General features: G+C 60.0%; 6 protein-coding genes. All 6 read right to left on the bottom strand.

Features of this window, described 5'->3' with window-relative positions; translation table 11 throughout:
* Positions 1-81 precede the first annotated feature (81 nt).
* The 6 genes from BXP70_RS22485 to BXP70_RS31080 all read right to left on the bottom strand — a co-directional run bounded on the left by BXP70_RS22485 (position 82) and on the right by BXP70_RS31080 (position 19,329).
* On the bottom strand, positions 82-3,243 hold the full coding sequence (locus BXP70_RS22485) for an FG-GAP-like repeat-containing protein (RefSeq protein WP_143436632.1): 3,162 nt from the start codon (positions 3,241-3,243) through the stop codon (positions 82-84).
* 316 nt (positions 3,244-3,559) lie between these two features.
* Positions 3,560-6,667: an FG-GAP-like repeat-containing protein gene (locus BXP70_RS22480; RefSeq protein ID WP_086596373.1), complete on the bottom strand. Its 3,108-nt coding sequence runs from the start codon at positions 6,665-6,667 to the stop codon at positions 3,560-3,562.
* A gap of 288 nt (positions 6,668-6,955) precedes the next feature.
* Positions 6,956-10,312, bottom strand: a complete 3,357-nt coding sequence (locus tag BXP70_RS22475) for an FG-GAP-like repeat-containing protein (RefSeq protein WP_086596372.1) — start codon at positions 10,310-10,312, stop codon at positions 6,956-6,958.
* A 140-nt stretch (positions 10,313-10,452) separates the two neighbouring features.
* Positions 10,453-16,566 carry an FG-GAP-like repeat-containing protein gene (locus BXP70_RS22470; protein ID WP_086596371.1) on the bottom strand — a complete coding sequence of 2,038 codons (6,114 nt, stop codon included), beginning with the start codon at positions 16,564-16,566 and terminating at the stop codon, positions 10,453-10,455.
* Positions 16,567-16,924: 358 nt separating this feature from the next.
* Positions 16,925-18,982 carry an Ig-like domain-containing protein gene (locus BXP70_RS22465; RefSeq protein ID WP_086596370.1) on the bottom strand — a complete coding sequence of 686 codons (2,058 nt, stop codon included), beginning with the start codon at positions 18,980-18,982 and terminating at the stop codon, positions 16,925-16,927.
* Positions 18,952-19,329, bottom strand: a complete 378-nt coding sequence (locus BXP70_RS31080; RefSeq protein ID WP_449404449.1) for a PKD domain-containing protein — start codon at positions 19,327-19,329, stop codon at positions 18,952-18,954. Before BXP70_RS31080 ends, BXP70_RS22465 begins: the two co-directional genes overlap by 31 nt.
* Positions 19,330-19,373: the final 44 nt, after the last annotated feature.

Below are 19,373 nucleotides of genomic sequence, written 5' to 3'. Positions count from 1 at the left end.
ACTTAGGCACTTATCTGGCGTAGTAGCAACGCAAAAAGCCGGTCTCACAGGACCGGCTCTTTCTAGGGGGTTGGAATGAGTTTATTCCACTAATAAACGCTCGTGGATCACACCTAAGCGGGTGCCGATCTGGACTTGGTAGACACCGGCCGCTAACGAGGGCAAGCTCACTTGTTGAGCAACTTGTCCGGCTAGGTTTTGCTGCATCACCACTTGGCCTAGAGTATTCAACACGCGCAGCTGCACACTATGACGGGCTAGCTCGGCAGGTAGGTGCAGCTGCACGGAGGAATGAGCAGGATTAGGGTAGAGGCTTACTTGTGCGGCTAGCTGGGCCGGTACCGTGGCTAATAATACCTGACTATTTAAGCGGATACTCACAGAGTTGCCGCTACGGTTGGCAGTAGCTAGGTCGAGGGTGCCGTCGTTGTTGAGGTCGCCGAGGGCTAGGCCGTAAGGCAATGTGCCAACCGCTACTGCAGTAGCGCCCGAAAAAGTACCAGCGCCGTTGTTTAGCCGAACGCTGACCGCGTTGGTATTGTAGCTGGTACCCACTACGTCGAGGTCGCCGTCGCCATCCACGTCGCCTAGGGCGAGGGCATAAAGCGGGCCGTCGGTGGCTAAGCTCTGACCGCTGCTGAAGGCACCGGCGCCATTACCGAGGCGGACGCTCACGGTGGCGCCACTGGTTGCGAGTACATCCAGGGTACCGTCGCCGTTCACGTCGCCGAGGGCCACACTGCCTGGGCTGCTGACGGACAAAGTGCCAGCAATGGCAAACAAGCCATTGCCGCCATTGCGTAGCAGCTGTACGGCGTTGGTCAGCGCCGTTGTGGCCACTAAGTCGAGGGCACCATCGCCGTCGATATCGCCCACGGCAATGTTGGCCACAGTAGAGCGGAGGTTAAAACGTTGCGTTTCAACAAATACCCCTTTGCCATCGTTGTGGCTCACGCTTAGCGTTCCAGCGGCGCCATTAGCCGTCGCTAGGTCGAGGTCACCGTCGCCATCGAAGTCGCCCAGTACCACGCTACGGGGGGCATAGCCTATTGAGTAAGAGGCGCCACTGCTAAAGAGGCCCGTGCCATTGTTCAGGCGCACGATCAGACTGCCGGTGTTCGTCGTCGCTGCGTCGGAGGCAGCTACGACTAGGTCCAGGTCGCCGTCGCCATCTACGTCACCGAGGGCTACGAACTCTGGGGTGCGGCCGGGGCTCACAGCTACCTCCTGGGTACCGCTGAAGGTACCCGTGCCACTATTCAGCCGCACGCTCACGGTGTTGATCAGGGGGTTAGCAGCGACAAAATCCAATGCGCCATCACCGTTCACGTCGCCGAGTGCCACGCCTGCTGGTGCCGCGCTAAGGGCCACATCAGCTCCCGCGTTGAAGAGCGCATTGCTGCGAGTAGTGGCGGTGGTAAACTGAAACACTGTTGGTTTCACGGCGTTACCCGCCAAATTCAGCGCAGAGCCTGTGAGGGTCGCAAAGACCGTTTCGCCGGCCCTGAACCCGGAGGCAGGCGTGAAGGCTAGGGTACTGCCGTTTACAGTAGCCGTACCTGCTTTTTGGCCACCACTTTGGGCGCTAAATACGTGCAACGCACCTAGTGTAGGCGAATCAGTGCTCAGCGACTGATTGAGCGTAACTTTCACCGGCGTAGAGCGGGCAGCCGAAAGCGTATTGCGCCCAGGCATCAGCGCCGTTAACGTAAAAGCAGGCGGTGGAAGTTGATTGAGGCGTACGCTCACGGAATTGTTGCTGTTGGACGCGAGCAGATCTAGGTCGCCGTCGCCGTCCACGTCCCCGAGAGCTAGGTCCAAGGGGCTGTTGAAGTTGGTGGTGGGCTGCACGAGCGGCACTTCCTGATTGCCGCTGAATATGCCCGTGCCATTGTTCAGACGCACACTCACGCCGTTGCTGCCGACGATGCTGGTTGCCCCATCCAGATACGCGTGGCTCGTGGCGAGCAGGTCGAGGTCTGCGTCGCCGTCCACGTCCGCTAGCACCACCGTGGAGGCGTCCGTCCTGGCGGCTACTTCTTGGGTGCCGCCGAAGCTGCCGCTGCCGTTGTTGAGGCGAATGCTGATGGTGCTGTTGTGCAAGCTGCTCACGGTAGCGAGGTCGAGGTCACCGTCGCCATCCACGTCGCCCAGGGCTAGGTCGCGCACGAGCGACCCCACCACTACTTCTTGGGTGCCGGTGAAGGTGCCCGTGCCGTTGTTGAGGCGCACGCTCACGGTGGCGTTGTCGTTATAGTTGGCGGTGAGTAGGTCCAGGTCGCCGTCGGCATCTACATCGCCCAGCACGACGCTCACCGGCTGGTTGCCGACGCCAACGGCGGTAGTGCCACTGAAGGTACCGCTGCCATTGTTCAGGCGAATCGTTACCTGCCCATCGCCGGTAGCGCCGACGGCTAGGTCCAGGTCGCCATCGCCATCTAGGTCGCCTAAGGTCACGGATTGGGGCACCGTGCCCACCGCTACTTCCTGGGTGCCGCTAAAAATGCCCGTGCCGTTGTTCAGGCGCACACTTACGGTGTTGCTGGTCAGGTTGGTGGTGAGCAAGTCGAGGTCGCCGTCGCTATCTAGGTCCGCTAGGGCTAGGTCCAACGGGGCATTTCCTACGGGTACCTCCTGGGTGCCGCTGAAGGAAGCACTGCCATTGTTGAGGCGCACGCTCACGCTGTTGGCGTTAACGTTAGTTGTCACAAAATCCAGGTCGCCGTCGCCATCCACGTCGCCCACGGCTAAGTGCGCGTGGTTCAGGGTGCCTAGCACCACTTCGGAGCCGCCGTTGAAGGTGCCAGGCGCTGCCGCGGCAGCCGTGGTAAACTGAAAAACGTGGGGTAGCGTGACGGGCCCGCCGCCGGTTAGTGTCATGGTCGGCAGCGTGGCCAGCACCGTTTCGCCCGGTTTAAAATCAATGGCCGGATCAAAGCTTACGGTATTGCCGACGAGGCTCACCGTGCCCGCCTTGCGGCCGCCGGCTTGCCGGCTGAATACCTTCAGCGCTTGTTGCGGAGTTCCGTTGGTGCTAAGGGGTTGACTAAAGACGGCCGCTACGTTGGTCGCTCGGGAAGCAGCCAGCGCGTTGCGCGTGGGCGCCACACTGCTTAGGGTAAGTGCCTGCGCTTGCGCCGAACCAGCCAGCAACAGCAGTCCTCCTGTCCGCAACACGGCCGGAAAGCTAGCTCCCGAAGTAAGAAAGGCTAAACGGGAAGCAAGCGTAGCAAATAAAACCATAGCAGAGGGGAATAAGCAAAGCACCCGCAACCCAAACAGCACGCTTTTACGGCGTGCACGAGGTCGCACCGTAAACTTACAAAGTGTTCAATAAAAAATAATAAATCTATTTATAGTCCTACAATGTTTCTGGTATTCTCGGTTGATTTATTTTGTAAGTGCTTGTCGATGAAATTGTTATAAATAACAGAGATTCGCTCTGGCTTTTTGGGTCTGCGTAAGGGGCAGCTAATTGGATTTACCCAGTAAAAACCAGAGCCAGCCCACACGGACTGGCTCTGGTAGAAAGCGGCTTTCGGGAAAGCTAGGCTAGCTTTTACTCGAGCAGTAGCCGTTTGCTGATAAGCCCCTGGCGGGTGCTTAGTTGCACATTGTACACGCCCGCTGGTAGCTGCGGCAGCTGTAGCTCCACGGCAGGTTGCGCCGATAGCGTTTGTTTTAGCACCACCTGCCCCAGGGCACTGAGTACCTGTAGCTGGAGGTGCTGCTGGGCTAGCTCTGCGGGCAGCGATAGGCGCACCGAGGCGTGTGCGGGGTTCGGGTAGAGCTCTACTTGTGGCGCCAGCCGTGTTGGGGCCGCTGCCAACGCCACACTGTTCTTTTGGGCCGACTGCACCCCGTTGAGGCGCACACTGCTGGTAGTGGTGCCGCTGTTGGCCGTGAGCAGGTCGAGAGTACCGTTGCCGTCGAGGTCGCCTAAGGCGAGGCTAAAGGGCCCCGCTCCGACGCTCACTTCTTGCGTGCCGCTGAAGGTGCCCGCGCCATTGTTCAGGCGCACGCTCACCGTGTTGCTGCCCGTGTTGGCCGTAGCTAGGTCCAGGTCGCCGTCGCCGTCCAGGTCGTGCAGCACTACGCCGTGCGGGTTGGTGCCTACCGCAAACTGTTGGGTGCCGCTGAAACCGCCGCTACCGTTATTCAGGCGCACGTTTACCATGTTCGAATTTTGGTTGGCGACGGCTAGGTCGAGGTCCCCGTCACGGTCGATATCACCTAAGACGATAGACTCGGAGTTGAACCCCACCGGAATTTCTGTGCTGCCGGAGAAGGAACCTAGGCCATCGTTCAGGCGCAGGCTAGCAGTGAGTGTGTTGGAGTTCGCCGTCACGAAGTCGAGGTCGCCATCGTTGTCTACGTCGCCTAGGGCGATGCTCAACGGCCGCGTGCCAATGCTGACTTCTTGCGTGCCGCTGAAGCTACCCGTGCCGTTGTTCAGGCGTACCGAGACGGTGCTGGTAGTGCTGCTGTTGCCGGCCGTGTAGTTTGGCGCGAGCAGATCTAGGTCGCCGTCCCCATCGATGTCGCCCAGAGCTACGGCGTGCGGGGTGTACCCGACGGCGACGTCCTGACCACCGGAAAAGCTGCCGGTCCCATTGTTGAGGCGCACGCTCACGGTGCTAGGAAAAATTGAGCGACTGTTGGCCGTCACGAAGTCGAGGTCACCGTCGCCATCCACGTCGCTGAGCACGACTTGCGTGGGGCCGCGCCCGGTGTTCACCTCTTGCGTGCCGCTGAAGGAACCTGCCCCGTTGTTGAAGCGCACGCTCACGGTGCTGCTGCTGATGTTGGCGGTGAGCAGGTCTAGGTCGCCGTCGCCATCCACGTCGCCGGTTGCTACACCTTGCGGGTTTTGACCGACCATAGGGCTGGAGCCGCCGCTGAAGCTGCCATTGCTCGGGCTAGTGGCGGTGGTGAACTGAAACACCTGCGGCTTGGCTAAGCTCGCTCCGCTGCTGCTTTGTGCCGCTGTGGTGAGCGTAGCGAATACGGTTTCACCCGGCTTAAAATCAGCAGTAGGATCAAACGTAAGGGTACTGCCGCTGACGGTTGCCGCTCCAGCCTTTTGGCCCCCAGCTTGTTGGCTGAATACTTTCAGCGCGCCTTGCGTGGCGGCGCTCGTGCTCAAGGGTTGAGTGAAGGTGACCGCCACATTCGTGGGACGCGGCGCAGCTACGGCGTTACGAGCCGGCGCGATAGACGTAACGGCGAACGGCCCTGCATTCTGATTGAGATATACCGACACGCCATTGACGGTGCCTGCTACCAGGTCGAGGTCACCATCGCCATCAAGGTCCGCTAGCTTGAGTGGGTCGGAGGAAGCTGCAAACGCAAGGGTGCCGCTGCCGCTAAAGGTGCCGTCGCCGTTGTTCAGGCGGATATAAACCCCGCGAACCGTACTGCTCTCGATAAGCAAATCAATGTCGCCGTCGCCATCCACGTCTCCTGTTGCCAGTGCTGGAATGAAGGCGCCGCCCCCTTCGACTACTGAGCCGGGGCTAAAGCTGCCGGCGCCATTGTTCAGCAGCACCTCCACCGAGCCGGAGCCGGCGTGGAGCAGATCTAGGTCGCCGTCGCGGTCTACGTCGTCTAGGGTCGCCAAATAGGGCACAGAAAGAAATTGGGTGATGCCCGTAGCACCGAGGCTGAACGTGGCATTGCCATTATTGAGCGCAATGCCCGTGGCCGCACTCCGCTCAATGCCGAAAATCACGTCAATGTCGCCATCGTTGTCGATGTCGCCCGCCGTGTAGCCGGTGATACCGCGCACAGTCGTGTTGAAGGTAGTGCTGGTGCTGAAGTTGCCGGTGCCATCGTTCAGGCGCACATTAATGCCGTTGGCGATGGTAGACAAAAGGTCCAAATCGCCATCAGCATCCATGTCGTGCAAGCTGGGCATCAAACCGGGCGCCTCGAAGCTGCTGCCAGCGCTAAATACGCCCTGCCCATTGTTCAGGTAGGTGGTGCCGCCGGCCACAAAATCCAGGTCGCCGTCGCTATCCAGATCACCTAGCAGATTGCTAGCAGCAGCGGCCGGTATTTCTTGGCTACCGGTGAAGTTGCCCGTTCCATCGTTGAGGCGGATGACGCCGGCGTTCGGCGTAGTGCCGCTAGGCACTAGCAGGTCCAGGTCGCCGTCGCCGTCGAGGTCACCAGTGACCAGGGCGCCAGTGGCGTTGCCTGCAGCTACATCAGAGCTGAGGCTGAACGTACCCGTGCTCGGGCTGGTGGCCGTGGTGAACCGGAATACCTGTGGCTTGGCTAAGCTTGCTCCGCCGCTACTCTGCGCCGCTGCCGTGATGGTGGCAAAGACTGTTTCACCCGCTTTAAAATCAGTGGTCGGATCGAAGCTGAGCGTGTTGCCGCTGACGGTAGCCGTGCCTGCTTTGCGGCCACCAGCCTGCTGACTGAATACTCGCAAGGCCTGCTGGTTACTGGTAGTATTGGCCAAAGGCTGGCTAAATGTAGCCGCCACATTGGTGCCGCGCGGCGCCGACGGGGCGTTGCGGGCGGGCGACAGCCCCGTGAGGAGAGGCGCTTGGGCATAAAGAGAACCAGCCTGCGCCACCACGATCAAGCCGGCGCTTACTGAGCGCGTGGCTAGCTGAAAGACTCCCGGGCGCGATAAGGGAATAAAGGAAAGTAGCATAAGCAGAACAGAAATATGGGTGGAAAGAAAGTAGTAATGACCTCTTTTCAACTGCACAACTTCTCCCGCCTGAAGCCTAAGAAAAGATAGGTTGATTCAGAGTCCGATCCAATAAATAATCAGTTTAGTTACAGTATGTTGATGAGAAAGACCCTGTCCGTATTTACTCCCCAAATGAGTGAGTACACTAGCTACAAATAAGCGCCCTATTACAGCAAAAAGAGTTGACTATCTCAGTCGGCTCTTTTTGCTGTAATAGGGCGCTAGGGGCGCGGCCTAAATAGGTTGCTATTCGAGTACCAAACGCTTGGCAGTGGAGCCTTGGGTGGTAGTAAGACGCACGTTGTACACGCCGGCTGGTAGCCGCGGCAGCGCTATTTCCGTGGCTGGTTGTGCGGACAGTGTTTGCTCCAGCATCACCTGCCCAAGCGTGTTCAGCAGCTGTAGTTGCAGGGGCTGTCGAGCGAGGGAAGCAGGCAGGCGCAGTTGCACGGCCGCGCGTGCCGGGTTCGGATACAGGCTGATCTGCTCGGCTAGCTGGGCCGGTAGCGTCGCCGTTGGGATGGTGTGGCTGTTTAGAAATATGCTGGCCGCGCCGCTGGTGGTAGCGCTGTTGTAGCCAAGTGCCACTAGGTCGAGGGTGCCGTCGCCGTCGAGGTCGCCGGTAGTGAGGGTGCGGGGGCTGGCATTCAGAGAAAGGTTGGCGGCGCCGCTGAAGGTGCCGGTGCCATCGTTCAAGCGAATGCCGGCTTGCGTGGGGCTCACCACGAACAGGTCCAAGTCGCCGTCACCATCCACGTCGCCGAGGACGGAAGGGGTGAAGCCGGCACCTAGGTTCACGGCTGGGCCGTTGCTGAACGTGCCGCGGCCGTTGTTGAACAGAATCGTCGGGGCCGCACTGGCGGTGCCCACGAGGTCGAGGTCGCCGTCGCCGTCGAGGTCGCCCACGGCCGGATTGCTAACAGGCAACTGCTGGCCGCTCGGATCAAAGGTGCCGAAGCCATTGTTCAGGTGCAACATTGTAGAGCCCGGATTGGCAGTGGTGTTAGAGATAAGCAAGTCGAGGGCGCCGTCGTTGTTTATGTCCTTCAACAGCGCGAAAGTGGGCGGGTTGTTGTCGCTGCTGCCCACGGTGAGCTGCTGCGTCTGGGTGAAGGTGCCGTTGCCGTTGTTCAGGCGCACCAACGCCGTGCGGATGGTGTAGGTAATGGGACCGGGTATCGTAACCGCCGCCAGGCTGGAGGCAATCAAGTCTAGGTCGCCGTCGGCGTCTACGTCGCCGAGGGCGACAGAGCCAGTGTCACCTTGCGGGGTGCTCGCAAATACACCGTTGGTATTCAAGTACACACCAGCGCTGGTCACTAGGTCCACGTCGCCGTCGCCATCCATGTCGCCGAGCAGCGTGCTGGTCTGGCTTAGGTACGAGGTTTCTGAGAAAGTCACCGTTTGCCCGTTCGTGAAGGTGCCGTTGCCTGCGTTCAGCCGCACGCGAATGGTTACCGTGTTGCTGAGGTTGTCAATGGTTACGAGATCTAGGTCGCCGTCATTATCCACGTCGCCCTGCGTTGCGCCGTAGGGGTTGACCAGCGCCACACTCGGGCCGCTGGTGAATAGGGCCGAACTGCGCGCCGTGGCCGTGGTAAACTGAACTACTTGTCCAGCCCCGAGGCGCTCGTCGTTGCGGCCTTCCACGGCCCGCGAGAGGGTGGCCGATACCGTTTCGCCAGGCTTGAAGTCGGTAGTGGGGTTGAACGCCAAGAAGCTGTTGCTGATCAGCGGCATACCAGTCTTCAGGCCCCCGGCTTGCTGGCTGAACACTTTAAGAGAACCTAGGCCCGCGGCGTTGTTGCGGATCAGCTTCGAGAACGTGACGCCTACGTCGGTGCTGCGCGAGGCGGCTATAGCGTTGCGCCCCGGAATCGTGCTCGTTATAGCTAGGTCGGGTGGGGCCACGGTGAAAGCTAGGGTAGCCGTACCCACGGTCGTGGTCACTGTCAAGGGGCCCGAAGTGGCGTAGATAGGCACCGTAAAGGTGATCTGCGCGTCGGAGTTGATAACGAAGCCCGGCACGGACACGCCGTTGATAGCCAGGTTGGTCGTTTGGCGCAGGTCCTTGCCCCGCAGCACAACGGTGGCACCCACGGGGGCGGCCGCGGGCGTTACGCTGGTGAGCGTAGGCGCGTTTTGGTTGAAGAAAATGGTGCTGGTCAGAAAATCCAGGTCGCCATCGTTGTCCACATCGCCCAGCACCGTGTTGGCAATACCGGGGTTGTAGGGCTTGGCGTTAACCGTCGTGAGGGTGCCGGTGCCATTGTTGAGGTGAATGCTCACGGTGGGCGGGTCGAAGCGGAAGCCGGTGTAGGTGGTCAGCAAGTCGAGGTCATTGTCGCCGTCGAGGTCACCTAGGCTTATCCGCCCAGGGTTGGAGAGGCTCATAATTACTTGGCCGCTGGCGAAGCTGCCGGTGCCGTTGTTGCGGTACAGAATCACGCGCCCTTGGGAAATCAGGCTAGGAATGCCTGTCGGAACCACAATGTGCGCGGCTACCATATCTAGGTCGCCGTCGGCGTCCATGTCTTCCAGCAGCAGCTGGTAAATGGCAGCGTCGATGGGGGCCGTTGGGCCCGTGCCAAAGGTGCCCGCGCCGTTGTTGAGGCGCACTTGCACCACACTAGTAACGGAACTGTTGTAGATTCCTAAGAGCAAATCCAAGTCGCCGTCGCCATCTACGTCGCCGAGTGCGGTGGAAGAGCGGTTGCTGGTCGCAACTTCTTGCGTGCCGCTAAACGTGCCGCTGCCATTATTCAGGCGCACACTCACGGAGCCGCTGCTGGTATTGGTAGCTGGGTTATTGGCCGTTAGAAAGTCCAGGTCGCCGTCGCCATCCACGTCACCTAGGGTGAGGCTAGCTGGGTAGCTACCAACCTCTACCTCCTGGCTGCCGCTAAAGCTGCCGCTACCGTTGTTGAGGCGCACGCTCACGGTGCCCGCGGCGTTGTTGTTCACGGTAAGCAGGTCCAGGTCGCCGTCGGCATCCACGTCGCCCAAGGCAAGGGCGAAAGCGGCCGGGGTAGGCAGGGGTTGGTTTTCCCCAAATGTGCCGAGGCCATCCGTGTTCAGGCGCACTCCCGCGCCGCTCACCACGTCCAAGTCGCCGTCGCCATCCACGTCGCCTAGTACCGGGTACGCGGTGTTGCTGCCGAGCAGGTTGACTTGCTGATTGAAAAAGCTAGCTGTGCCTCCTGTGGCCGCGGCCGTAAATTGAAAAACTTGCCCCGCCGCTAGGTTCTGTCCGCCGCTGCTTTGCACGGCCGCCGTGACGGTAGCCGAGACTTTTTCGCCGGCTTTAAAATCGGTAGTTGGGTCGAACGTGAGCGTGTTGCCGCTGACAGTGGCCGTGCCCGCCTTTTTGCCGCCAGCCTGTTGGCTGAATACTTTCAGCGCACCTAGGGTCGCGGCATTGCTGTTCAGTGCTTGGCTGAAACTAACCGCCACATTAGTGGCTTGCGGCGCCGAGCGCGCATTACGCACCGGCGACAAGCTCGTGACCGTGGGCGTCTGGGCGTAGGCCGTGCTCGTGCTGGCGAGCAACAGCAGCAACAGCCTAGGTCGCAAACCCGGCGGAAGAGTAGGAAGTGTGATCATAGCTAAGAAAGAATAGGGTTGGTGTTGCAGAGAATCAGTTGGTCGGTAATGCGGGCTGAACAGCAAAACGACCGGAGCCTACTGCTGACTCCGGTCGTTTTGTTGGAAGCTTGTAGAATGGTCGTTCGTTGTAGCGGGCTTTACTCAACTACTAATCGTTTAGTTACCAGGCCCGCCGCCGTGCGTAGCTGCATGCTGTAAACACCTTGCGCCAGGCTACCTAGCTTTAGCTCTGCGGCCGTCTGGCGGGCGGAGAGCTGCTGCTCCAGCACCACTTGCCCAAGTGCATTTACCAGGCTAAGCTGCACGGCTTGTTGCGCTAGTTCGGTCGGCAGTTGCAGGTGCACGGAGGCATGCGCTGGGTTGGGGTACAGCTCCACTTGCTCCGTCAACTTGGCCGGCGCCTTGGCCAGCACTTTGGCCGCACTAGCGCTACTAGCCGCATTTAGGCGGATACTGGCCGTACCGGCACCTAGGTTAGAAGTCACGAAGTCGAGGGTGCCGTTGCCGTCCAGGTCGGCCAAGGCCAGGCCGGTGGGCGCCGTGCCGACGGGTACTTGCAAGTTGCCGCTGAAGCTACCCGTGCCGTTGTTCAGGCGCACACTCACCGTGTTGTTGCCGCCATTGGTCACGAGTACATCCAGGTCGCCGTCACCATCGGCGTCGCCGAGGGCTAGGCTGCGGGGCGTGCTCAGGCCGGTTAGTTGCTCGGTGCCGGAGAAGGAGCCTAGGCCATTGTTCAGGCGGATACTCACGGCGTTGCTGGCGGCATTGGAGGTGAGTAAGTCCAGGTCGCCGTCGTTGTCGATGTCGCCCAAGGTCAGCACTTCCGGGTTGTAGGCCACCCCGATTTCGGTGGTGCCGCTGAAGATGCCGGTGCCAGTGTTGAGGCGCAAACTCACGGTGCTGGTGTTGGAGTTGGCCGTGAACAAGTCTAGGTCGCCGTCGTTATCGGCGTCGCCCAGGGCTAGGCTCAGCGGGCGCGTGCCCACGCTCACTTCTTGCTGTTGGCCGCCAAAGCCAATGCCGCCACTGTTCAGGCGCACACTCACGGAACTGCTGGTGGTGTTGCCGCTGATGGTGTAGTTGGCCGCGAGCAAATCCAGGTCGCCGTCGCCATCCACGTCGCCTAGGGCTACCGCATGCGGATTGTTGCCCGCGTATGCCTGCGAGAACAAGTAAAAGGTGCCCGTGCCGTTGTTATAAGCGAGACTGATGATACCGTCGGAGCCACCCGCATTGGCCACTACCAGATCGAGGTCACCATCACCGTCGAGGTCGCCCAGCACGAGATGGTACGGATTAAAGCCAACGGGCACTTGCTGACCCGTGGTGAAGGTGCCGTTGCCATTGTTCAGGCGCACGCTCACGGTGCCCACGGGAGTGGTGTTCACGGTGAGCAGGTCCAAGTCGCCGTCGTTGTCGATGTCGCCCGTCGTGGTGGCTTGCGGACTGGTGCCCACGCCCAAGTCGGAGCCGCTGAAGGTAACGGTGCTAGGGGCGGTAGCCGCCGTAAACTGGAAGACTTGCGGCGTCACCAGCGTCTGGTTGCCGGTGCTGCGGAGGACTGGTAGTACCGTGGCAAACACGGTTTCGCCGGGCTTGAAGCTAGCTGTCGTGGCGAAGCTCACCGTGTTGCCGCTCACGGTGCTGGTGCCGGTTTTGAGCCCGCCCGCCTGCGCACTGAATACACGCAAGGCATCTAGGTTGGTTGGGCTATTGCTAAGCGTTTGGTTGAGGGTTACCGCAACGGGCGTGGTGCGGGGCGCGGTAGGGGCGTTCCGCTTGGGAGAAACCGCCGTGACGGCCAGCAGCGAAGCGGCCGACTGGTTCAGGCGCACACTGGTAGAGTTACTGCCACCGGTATACAGGTCGAGGTCGCCGTCGCCATCGGCGTCGGCTAGCACTACGCTGGCCGGAGCAGAGCTGACGGTCACCTCCTGGCTGCCGGCAAAGGTGCCGCTGCCATTGTTCAGGCGCACGCTGGCGGTGGACCCAAAATTACTGCCGCCGTTGGCGCTCACCAGGTCCAGGTCGCCGTCACCGTCGAGGTCGCCCAGGGTCACATCGAGCGGGCTGCCGCTGAGCGCTACTTGCTGGCTCTCGCGGAAGGTGCCAAAGCCATCATTGAGCCCTACGCTTACGGTGCCATTGGTCCGCTGGCCGTTCACGTAGTTGTTGAGGTTCGACGACACAAAGTCGAGGTCCCCGTCACCATCCACGTCGCCGAGGGCTAGGTTGTTGGGGTTGAAGCCCACGGTCACGGTCTGGTTGCCGCTGAAGGAACCTTGGCCGTTGTTGAAGCGCACCAATACGGTGTTCGTGTTCACGTTTCCCACGATGATATCGAGGTCGCCATCGCTGTCGAGGTCTCCAAGAGCTAGGCTAGTTGATTGGCCACCGGTGCTCAGTTCCTGGCCCGTGCTCGCAAAGGTGCCCAAGCCATCGTTGAGCCGCACGCTCACGCTGCCGCTGGTGCCATTGGCGGTGAGCACGTCGAGGTCCCCATCCGCATCCACGTCACCCAAGGCAAGGCCGTAAGGCTCAGCGCCCACCGATAGTTGCTGGGTGCCTGAGAAAGTGCCCGCACCGTTGTTTAAGCGCACGTACACGAAGCCCCGGCCCGTATTCACGCTTAGCACGAGGTCTAGGTCGCCGTCGCTGTCTAGGTCGCCGAGCGCCACGTTGCGCGGCCCGCCAATGCTGAGTTGCTGCCCGTTGGTGTAGGTGCCGCTTCCATTGTTCAGGCGCACGGCGCCGCCGTAGGTCACGTAGTCGAGGTCACCGTCGCCATCGACGTCGCCTACGGCCAGGCGGCCACCGCCGTCGGCGTCGGAGCCGCCGAGGAAGGTACCTGGGCCAGAGGCTGCGGCCGCCGTAAACTGGTACACCTGCGCGTTCGGCAAGCTGCCGGTGCTGCTTTGCGCGGCGGTGGTGAGGGTAGCAAATACCTTCTCGCCGGGTTTGAAGTCCGCGTTAGGGTTTAGCGTGAGCGTGTTGCCGCTCACCGTTACGGCGCTAGCTTTCAAGCCGCTTTGCTGCCCAAACACTTTCAAGGCGCCTTGCGTGGCGGCGTTGTTGGTAAGCGCTTGGTTGAAGGTGACGGCTACATCGGTGTCGCGCGGGGCCGAGCGGGCGTTGCGGGCAGGGGAGAAGGCTGTGGGCAGCAAGGTCGTGTTGCCGTTTAGCTGCACCTGCACCACGTCGTAACCCAGCGTGACGAGGTCGAGGTCCCCGTCGTTGTCCATATCACGGGCGTAGAGGATGCCGGGGGTATTCGTGGAAGGTACTTCCTGATTGCCGGTGAAAATACCAGCGCCGTTGTTTCGGCGTACACTCACAGTATTACTGGTGCTGGTAGTGAGCAAGTCTAGGTCGCCGTCGCCGTCGATATCATTCAGCGACACGCTCCTAGGGTTGCCGCCGCTCCCGACGGCTACTTCCTGGTTGCCGCTGAATTGGCCCGCGCCATTGTTTAGGCGGATGCTCGCATTTTTGGTGCTGTTGCTGATCGTCACGAAGTCTAGGTCACCGTCGCCGTCTACGTCACCTAGGTCGAGGCCGCTGGGCAGGAAGATTTCGCTGATATACACCTCTTGGTTGCCGCTGAAGGTGCCAGTGCCATCATTCAAGCGCACGCTCACGGTCATCTGAGGGCTGTAGGGGGCGGTGAGCAGGTCTAGGTCGCCATCATTGTCAACATCACCCACGGCTAGGAAAACTGGGTTTTCTCCTACGGGTACTTCACGCATCGAGCCGAACGTGCCGCTGCCATTATTAAAGTATACTCTCGCCGTTGCGTAGTTCAAGGCAAATATATCGAGGTCGCCGTCGCCGTCAGCGTCCCGGAGCTTATAAGTGCCGAGAGCAATAGGATTTGCCGCCGACCCTGGTACCAGCGTAAAGGCGCCCTGGCCATTGTTCAGGTATGTATCGAGCGTACCTGTCAGAACGGGACCGTTGTTGGGAGCAAGCAGATCGAGGTCGCCATCGCCATCGATGTCACCGAGTTCTAGGTTGGTGGGGGTGCTGCGCAAAGTGAAGGACGAAGCGCTGGTGAAAGAGCTGTTGCCGTTGTTCAAGTAGATTCTCACCTGCCTCAGGGCGGAGCCCGAAACGGAGGGTAGTACGAGCAAGTCCTGGTCGCCGTCGCCGTCTACGTCGCCGGTCAACACAGTAGTAATAGGCGTGTAAAGGGATAAAGTCGTGCCTGGGGAGAAAGTCCCCGAACTCGGGCTAGTAGCCGTGGTAAACTGAAAAACGTGGGGCGTGATTTCAGCCCCTGGCCCCGATTGGGCTTGCCCTGTGAGGGTAGCGTAAACTGTTTCGCCAGCTCTGAAAGGGGACGCAGGCGTAAAGCTCAGCGCGGTAGAGTTGACGCTAGCCGTACCAGCCTTCAATCCGCCGGACTGCTGGCTGAAAACTTTTAGCGCACCTAGGGTGGCGGGGCTGTTGCTGAAGGGAACGCGCAAGGTCACTGTCACAGGCCCGCGCAGGGGCGCCGTGTTGGAATTACGCGCTGGCGTGACGCTCACTACTCCCAAGGCCGACGAGATGGTAAAGGGCACACTGTTGCTGTTGCCGAGCACGGACGTAACCACAAGCGGACCCGAACTAACGCCATTCGGTACGGTAACGGTAAGCTGCGTATTCGAATTGGCTACGAAGCTGGTAGCTTCCACCCCATTGAAGGTCACGCCATTAGCACCTAGCAGGTTGTTGCCAATGATGGTCACGCTGACGCCAGCTGATGTGGTATTGGGCGTCACGCTGGTGATGCTAGGAGCAGGTTGATTCAGGAATAGATTCAGACCGTAACTGGTGCTGCTGTCGTTGCCCGTCAGAATGTCGAGGTCACCGTCGTTGTCGGCGTCGCCGAGGGCTAGTGGCCGGGAGTATGATACGGGCGTCAGTGTCTTAGCAGGGGCGTAAGTGCCGCTGCCGTTGTTTAAGCTCACGCTCGTGCCCCCACTCGTGCGGCCCGTGACGAGGTCGAGGTCACCATCGCCATCCAGGTCGCCGAGCTCCACTGTGTAGGGGCTAGGTCCTACCACGAGGTCCTGGCCCGTGGTGAAGGTGCCGTTGCCGCTGTTCAGCCGTACACTTACTTTGCCCATGCTTTGGCTGGCAGCTACCAGGTCGAGGTCGCCATCGGCGTCTACGTCGCCGGTTGTCACGTCAAACAGCTGCCCACCCACGGCCACTTCGGAGCCACCGGCGAAAGTGCCGCTGCCATTGTTAAGGCGCACGCTCACGGTGCCTCGGCTGTCGTTGGCCGTAAGTAGGTCGAGGTCGCCGTCGCTGTCTACATCGCCCAGCGCTACGGCTTCGATGAACATAGCATCCACGGGTACTTCCTGATTGCCGCTGAACAGACCGCTGCCATTGTTGAGGCGCACGGCCACCGTGGAGTACTTGCCAATCAGCAGATCCGCGTCGCCGTCGCCATCCACGTCACCTAGGGTTAGGCTCAACACTGCCCCACCCGGTTGTACCGACTGCCCGCTCAAGAAGGTACCATTCCCATTGTTGAGATTCACACTCACGGGAGTGGTGCCGGAGGTGTTATTACTGGTCAAAAAGTCTAAGTCGCCGTCACCATCTATGTCGGCCGTGGCCAGCACGCGCGGCTCAGCGCCTACTGCCACTGTTTGCGTGTTTCCGAAAACGCCACTGCCATTATTCAGACGAATGGCAACATTTGAATTGTTGCTCGCCGCCAAAATATCCAAGGCGCCATCGCCGTTCAGGTCGCCAAACTTCACCTCGTTAGGGTAAAATCCTAGGGGAGCGAGCTGGGCCGGCGCAAAGGTAGCCGGTGCCAGCGCCGTGGCGGTGGTAAACTGAAACACGTGTGGTATAGCTCCCACGCCGCCGCTACTCTGCGCCGCACCCGTAATGGTGGCATACACCGTCTCGCCTGCTTTGAAATCGGAGCTAGGGTCGAAGGTGAGGGTGTTGCCGCTCACCGTTGCGGTGCCGGCTTTCTTACCGGCTTGCTGACCGAACACCCAGATGGCTTGCTGCGTGACGGGGGTGTTGCTAAGCGGCTGATTAAAGGTAGCCGCCACATTAGTAGTGCGCGGCGCTGAACGGGCATTGCGCGCTGGTGTCAAGCCGGTGACAGTGGGCGCCTGGGCGTAAGCGCCACCTATGCTGCTCACGGCCACTAGCAGCAGTAATCTAGCTTGTAAGCGACGTGAAAGCCCCACCGGTCGAGCAGGGCCAGATGCGGAAGTAAAGAATGGAATCATAGCCTAACGTTGTAATGGAAAGGGTAGGGGTGTATGCGATTTTTACTATGTAAAGCGCACATAGCGAGTGGGTTGTAAACATAAGGCGTAGCATGGGGAAAGAAAACTTTATATTGTTATAATGACATTATTTTTTATGTATCCTAGGCACTTACACGGTACCTCTTACTGCCTATCGAGCGTCATCTCTAGCCAGAGCTGGTTATCCACCCAAAGGCAACCTAGGTTGGCAAGCGTAGAGGTTAAATCATTGCGCGACTTTTGGAGGCAGTGACTAGCCAAGCCCAGATAAAACAAAAGCGCCGACCAAGGGGCCGGCGCTTTTGTAGTAGTAGGAAATGTAGGGAGAGGAGCGGAATTACTTGCTTAAGGTCAGCGTGAACGTTTTGCTGAACTTGCCTGCTACGAGGCGCACCACGTAGATGCCTTCATTGAGCTTCGTGCCGTCGATGTAGTGCGTGTAAGACGTAGCAGCTTGGGCTTCGCCCGTTGCAATCTGCTGCACCTTGCGGCCGAACGAGTCATACAGCTCTAGCGAGTACGACTGCGCTTGGGTGAAGGTGAAGTCGACAGTGGCCTGCCGCGAGAAGGGGTTCGGATACACATCGAAAGCGCTGAGCGAAGCCAATGTGCTGCTGGTGCTCGTGCTCATGGTGCTGGTGCGGGCGCTGCTGGTGCTAGCAGTAGCAGCGCTAGAGCAGTTGTTCACGTTCACCGTAACGGCCGTGCGGGCACTTTCGCAACCGTTGAGCAGCTGCGACACATAGTACGTGGTGCTGCCAATGGTAGCCGTCGACGGACGGAAACCAGCGGCCAGCGCTGTACCACCCGTGGCAGTGGTGTACACCTTCAGCGTAGCGCCACCCAGGATGCGCACATTAGCCGTCAGGGCGCTAGCCGTAGCACCTTGGCAGTAGTTCACGCTAAAGAGCTGGTTGATGTGCGCGTAGATGTAGTTGGCGATGATCGAGCAACCCGGCTTGTTGGGGTGCAGGAAGTCGGACCGGAGCGAGCCAGGAGGCGTATCGTTGTTGTAGTCCGTCACGTCGCTGGCAATCGAAGGATCGTACATCGACACTGTATAAGGACGGATGTTCATGAAGTGGCTACCGTAGATAGAAGCTAGGTCGGCGTTCAGGGACATCACGTGCTCGTAGCCGTAGGTGCCGGGGCTCTCGCCCGAGCCGTTGTAAACCGATACAACGATGTACTCTTTGTGCGGGAGCGCAGCCACCATGGCGGCGATGCTAGCCTTCACTTGCTCACCCTGGTCGGAGTCGTTACGGCCCGCCCAGATGATCGTCGGCCAGGAGTGCTTGGCTGGGTCGGCGAGCATACGGTTTTTGATCTGCACCGACGTTTGGCCGCCGATACCTAGGTTCGCTACGCTGTAGCCGCTGAGCTGCGAAAGCGTCTGGGGGTAGTAGCCATACTGCGCGTCGGTGAAGGAGTCACCCCAGGCCGCAATGTTCATCGTGTCAACGCCCACTGGGGTGAGCAGTTTAGGTGCGGGCAGGCTGTTCACCACATTCACCGTGACGGGAATGCGCGGTCCTTCGCACGTGCCCGATACCTGCGACACGTAGTAAGTGCTAGTACCTACTGCGGCGGTAGAAGGCTGGAAGCTACCTGCTAGTGCCGTGCCGCCCGTGGCTGCAGTGTACACACGCAAGGCGCTAGCGGGGGTAGGAGTGCCACCCTGCGTGCTGCTTGTTGTTACGGCCGTGGTCAGCGCACTCGCTTGGGTGCCAGCGCAGTACGTAACGGAGGTGGCAATGTTAGGCGTGCCTGGCGCAGACGTGATATTCACTACCAACGCGGTGCGGCCGCTTTCGCACGTACCCGATACCTGCGACACATAATAAGTGGTGTTGCCTAGGGTCGAAGTCGACGGACGGAAGTCTGTGGCTAGCGATGTTCCGCCAGTAGCCGTGGTGTAAATCTTCAAGGTAGCACCGCTGGCAAGCGTCACGCTGGCGCTCAATGGGTTTGCCGTGGCACCTTGGCAGTAAGCCACCGGAGTAGCGACTGTGGGGTTAGCTACCTGGCAAGCATTACCATTCACCGTCACCGTGGTTTGGACAGCAGCGCTGGCCAGACCTAGGTTGTCGGTAACAATGAGGCTGAACACGTACGTGCCAGCAGCCAGGCCGCTCACTACGGGTTGAGCGACCGTCTTGTTGGTGAAGGTGGCCGTATTCGGGCCGCTCACCTGGTTCCAAGCATAAGAAGCGATGGTACCATCAGCATCGGTGCCGCTGCCGCTCAAGGTAGCGGAGCTAGTAGGAAGTGTGATGACTTGATTCGCACCGGCATTGGCTACTGGCGCCTGATTAGCAGCCGAGTTGACGGTCACCGTCGTTTGAGCCGCGGCGCTGGCCAGACCTAGGTTGTCGGTAACAATGAGGCTGAACACATACGNTGATTCGCACCGGCATTGGCTACTGGCGCCTGATTAGCAGCCGAGTTGACGGTCACCGTCGTTTGAGCCGCGGCGCTGGCCAGACCTAGGTTGTCGGTAACAATGAGGCTGAACACATACGTGCCAGCCGCCAGGCCGCTTACCACGGGTTGAGCGACCGTCTTATTAGTGAAAGTCGCCGTGTTCGGGCCGCTCACTTGGGTCCAAGCATAAGAAGCGATGGTGCCGTCGGCATCTGTACCGCTGCCGCTTAATGTGGCGGAGCTAGTAGGCAGCGTAATGCTTTTAGCGGCACCGGCATTGGCAACAGGTGCTTGGTTGGCAGCCGAGTTAACGGTCACCGTGGTTTGAACAGCAGCGCTAGCCAGACCTAGGTTGTCGGTAA

It is taken from the genome of Hymenobacter crusticola, from assembly GCF_002154225.1.
GTDB lineage: Bacteria > Bacteroidota > Bacteroidia > Cytophagales > Hymenobacteraceae > Hymenobacter > Hymenobacter crusticola.
Note: the sequence above shows the minus strand (reverse complement) of the source record. Positions and strands in the feature narration are given on the sequence as shown.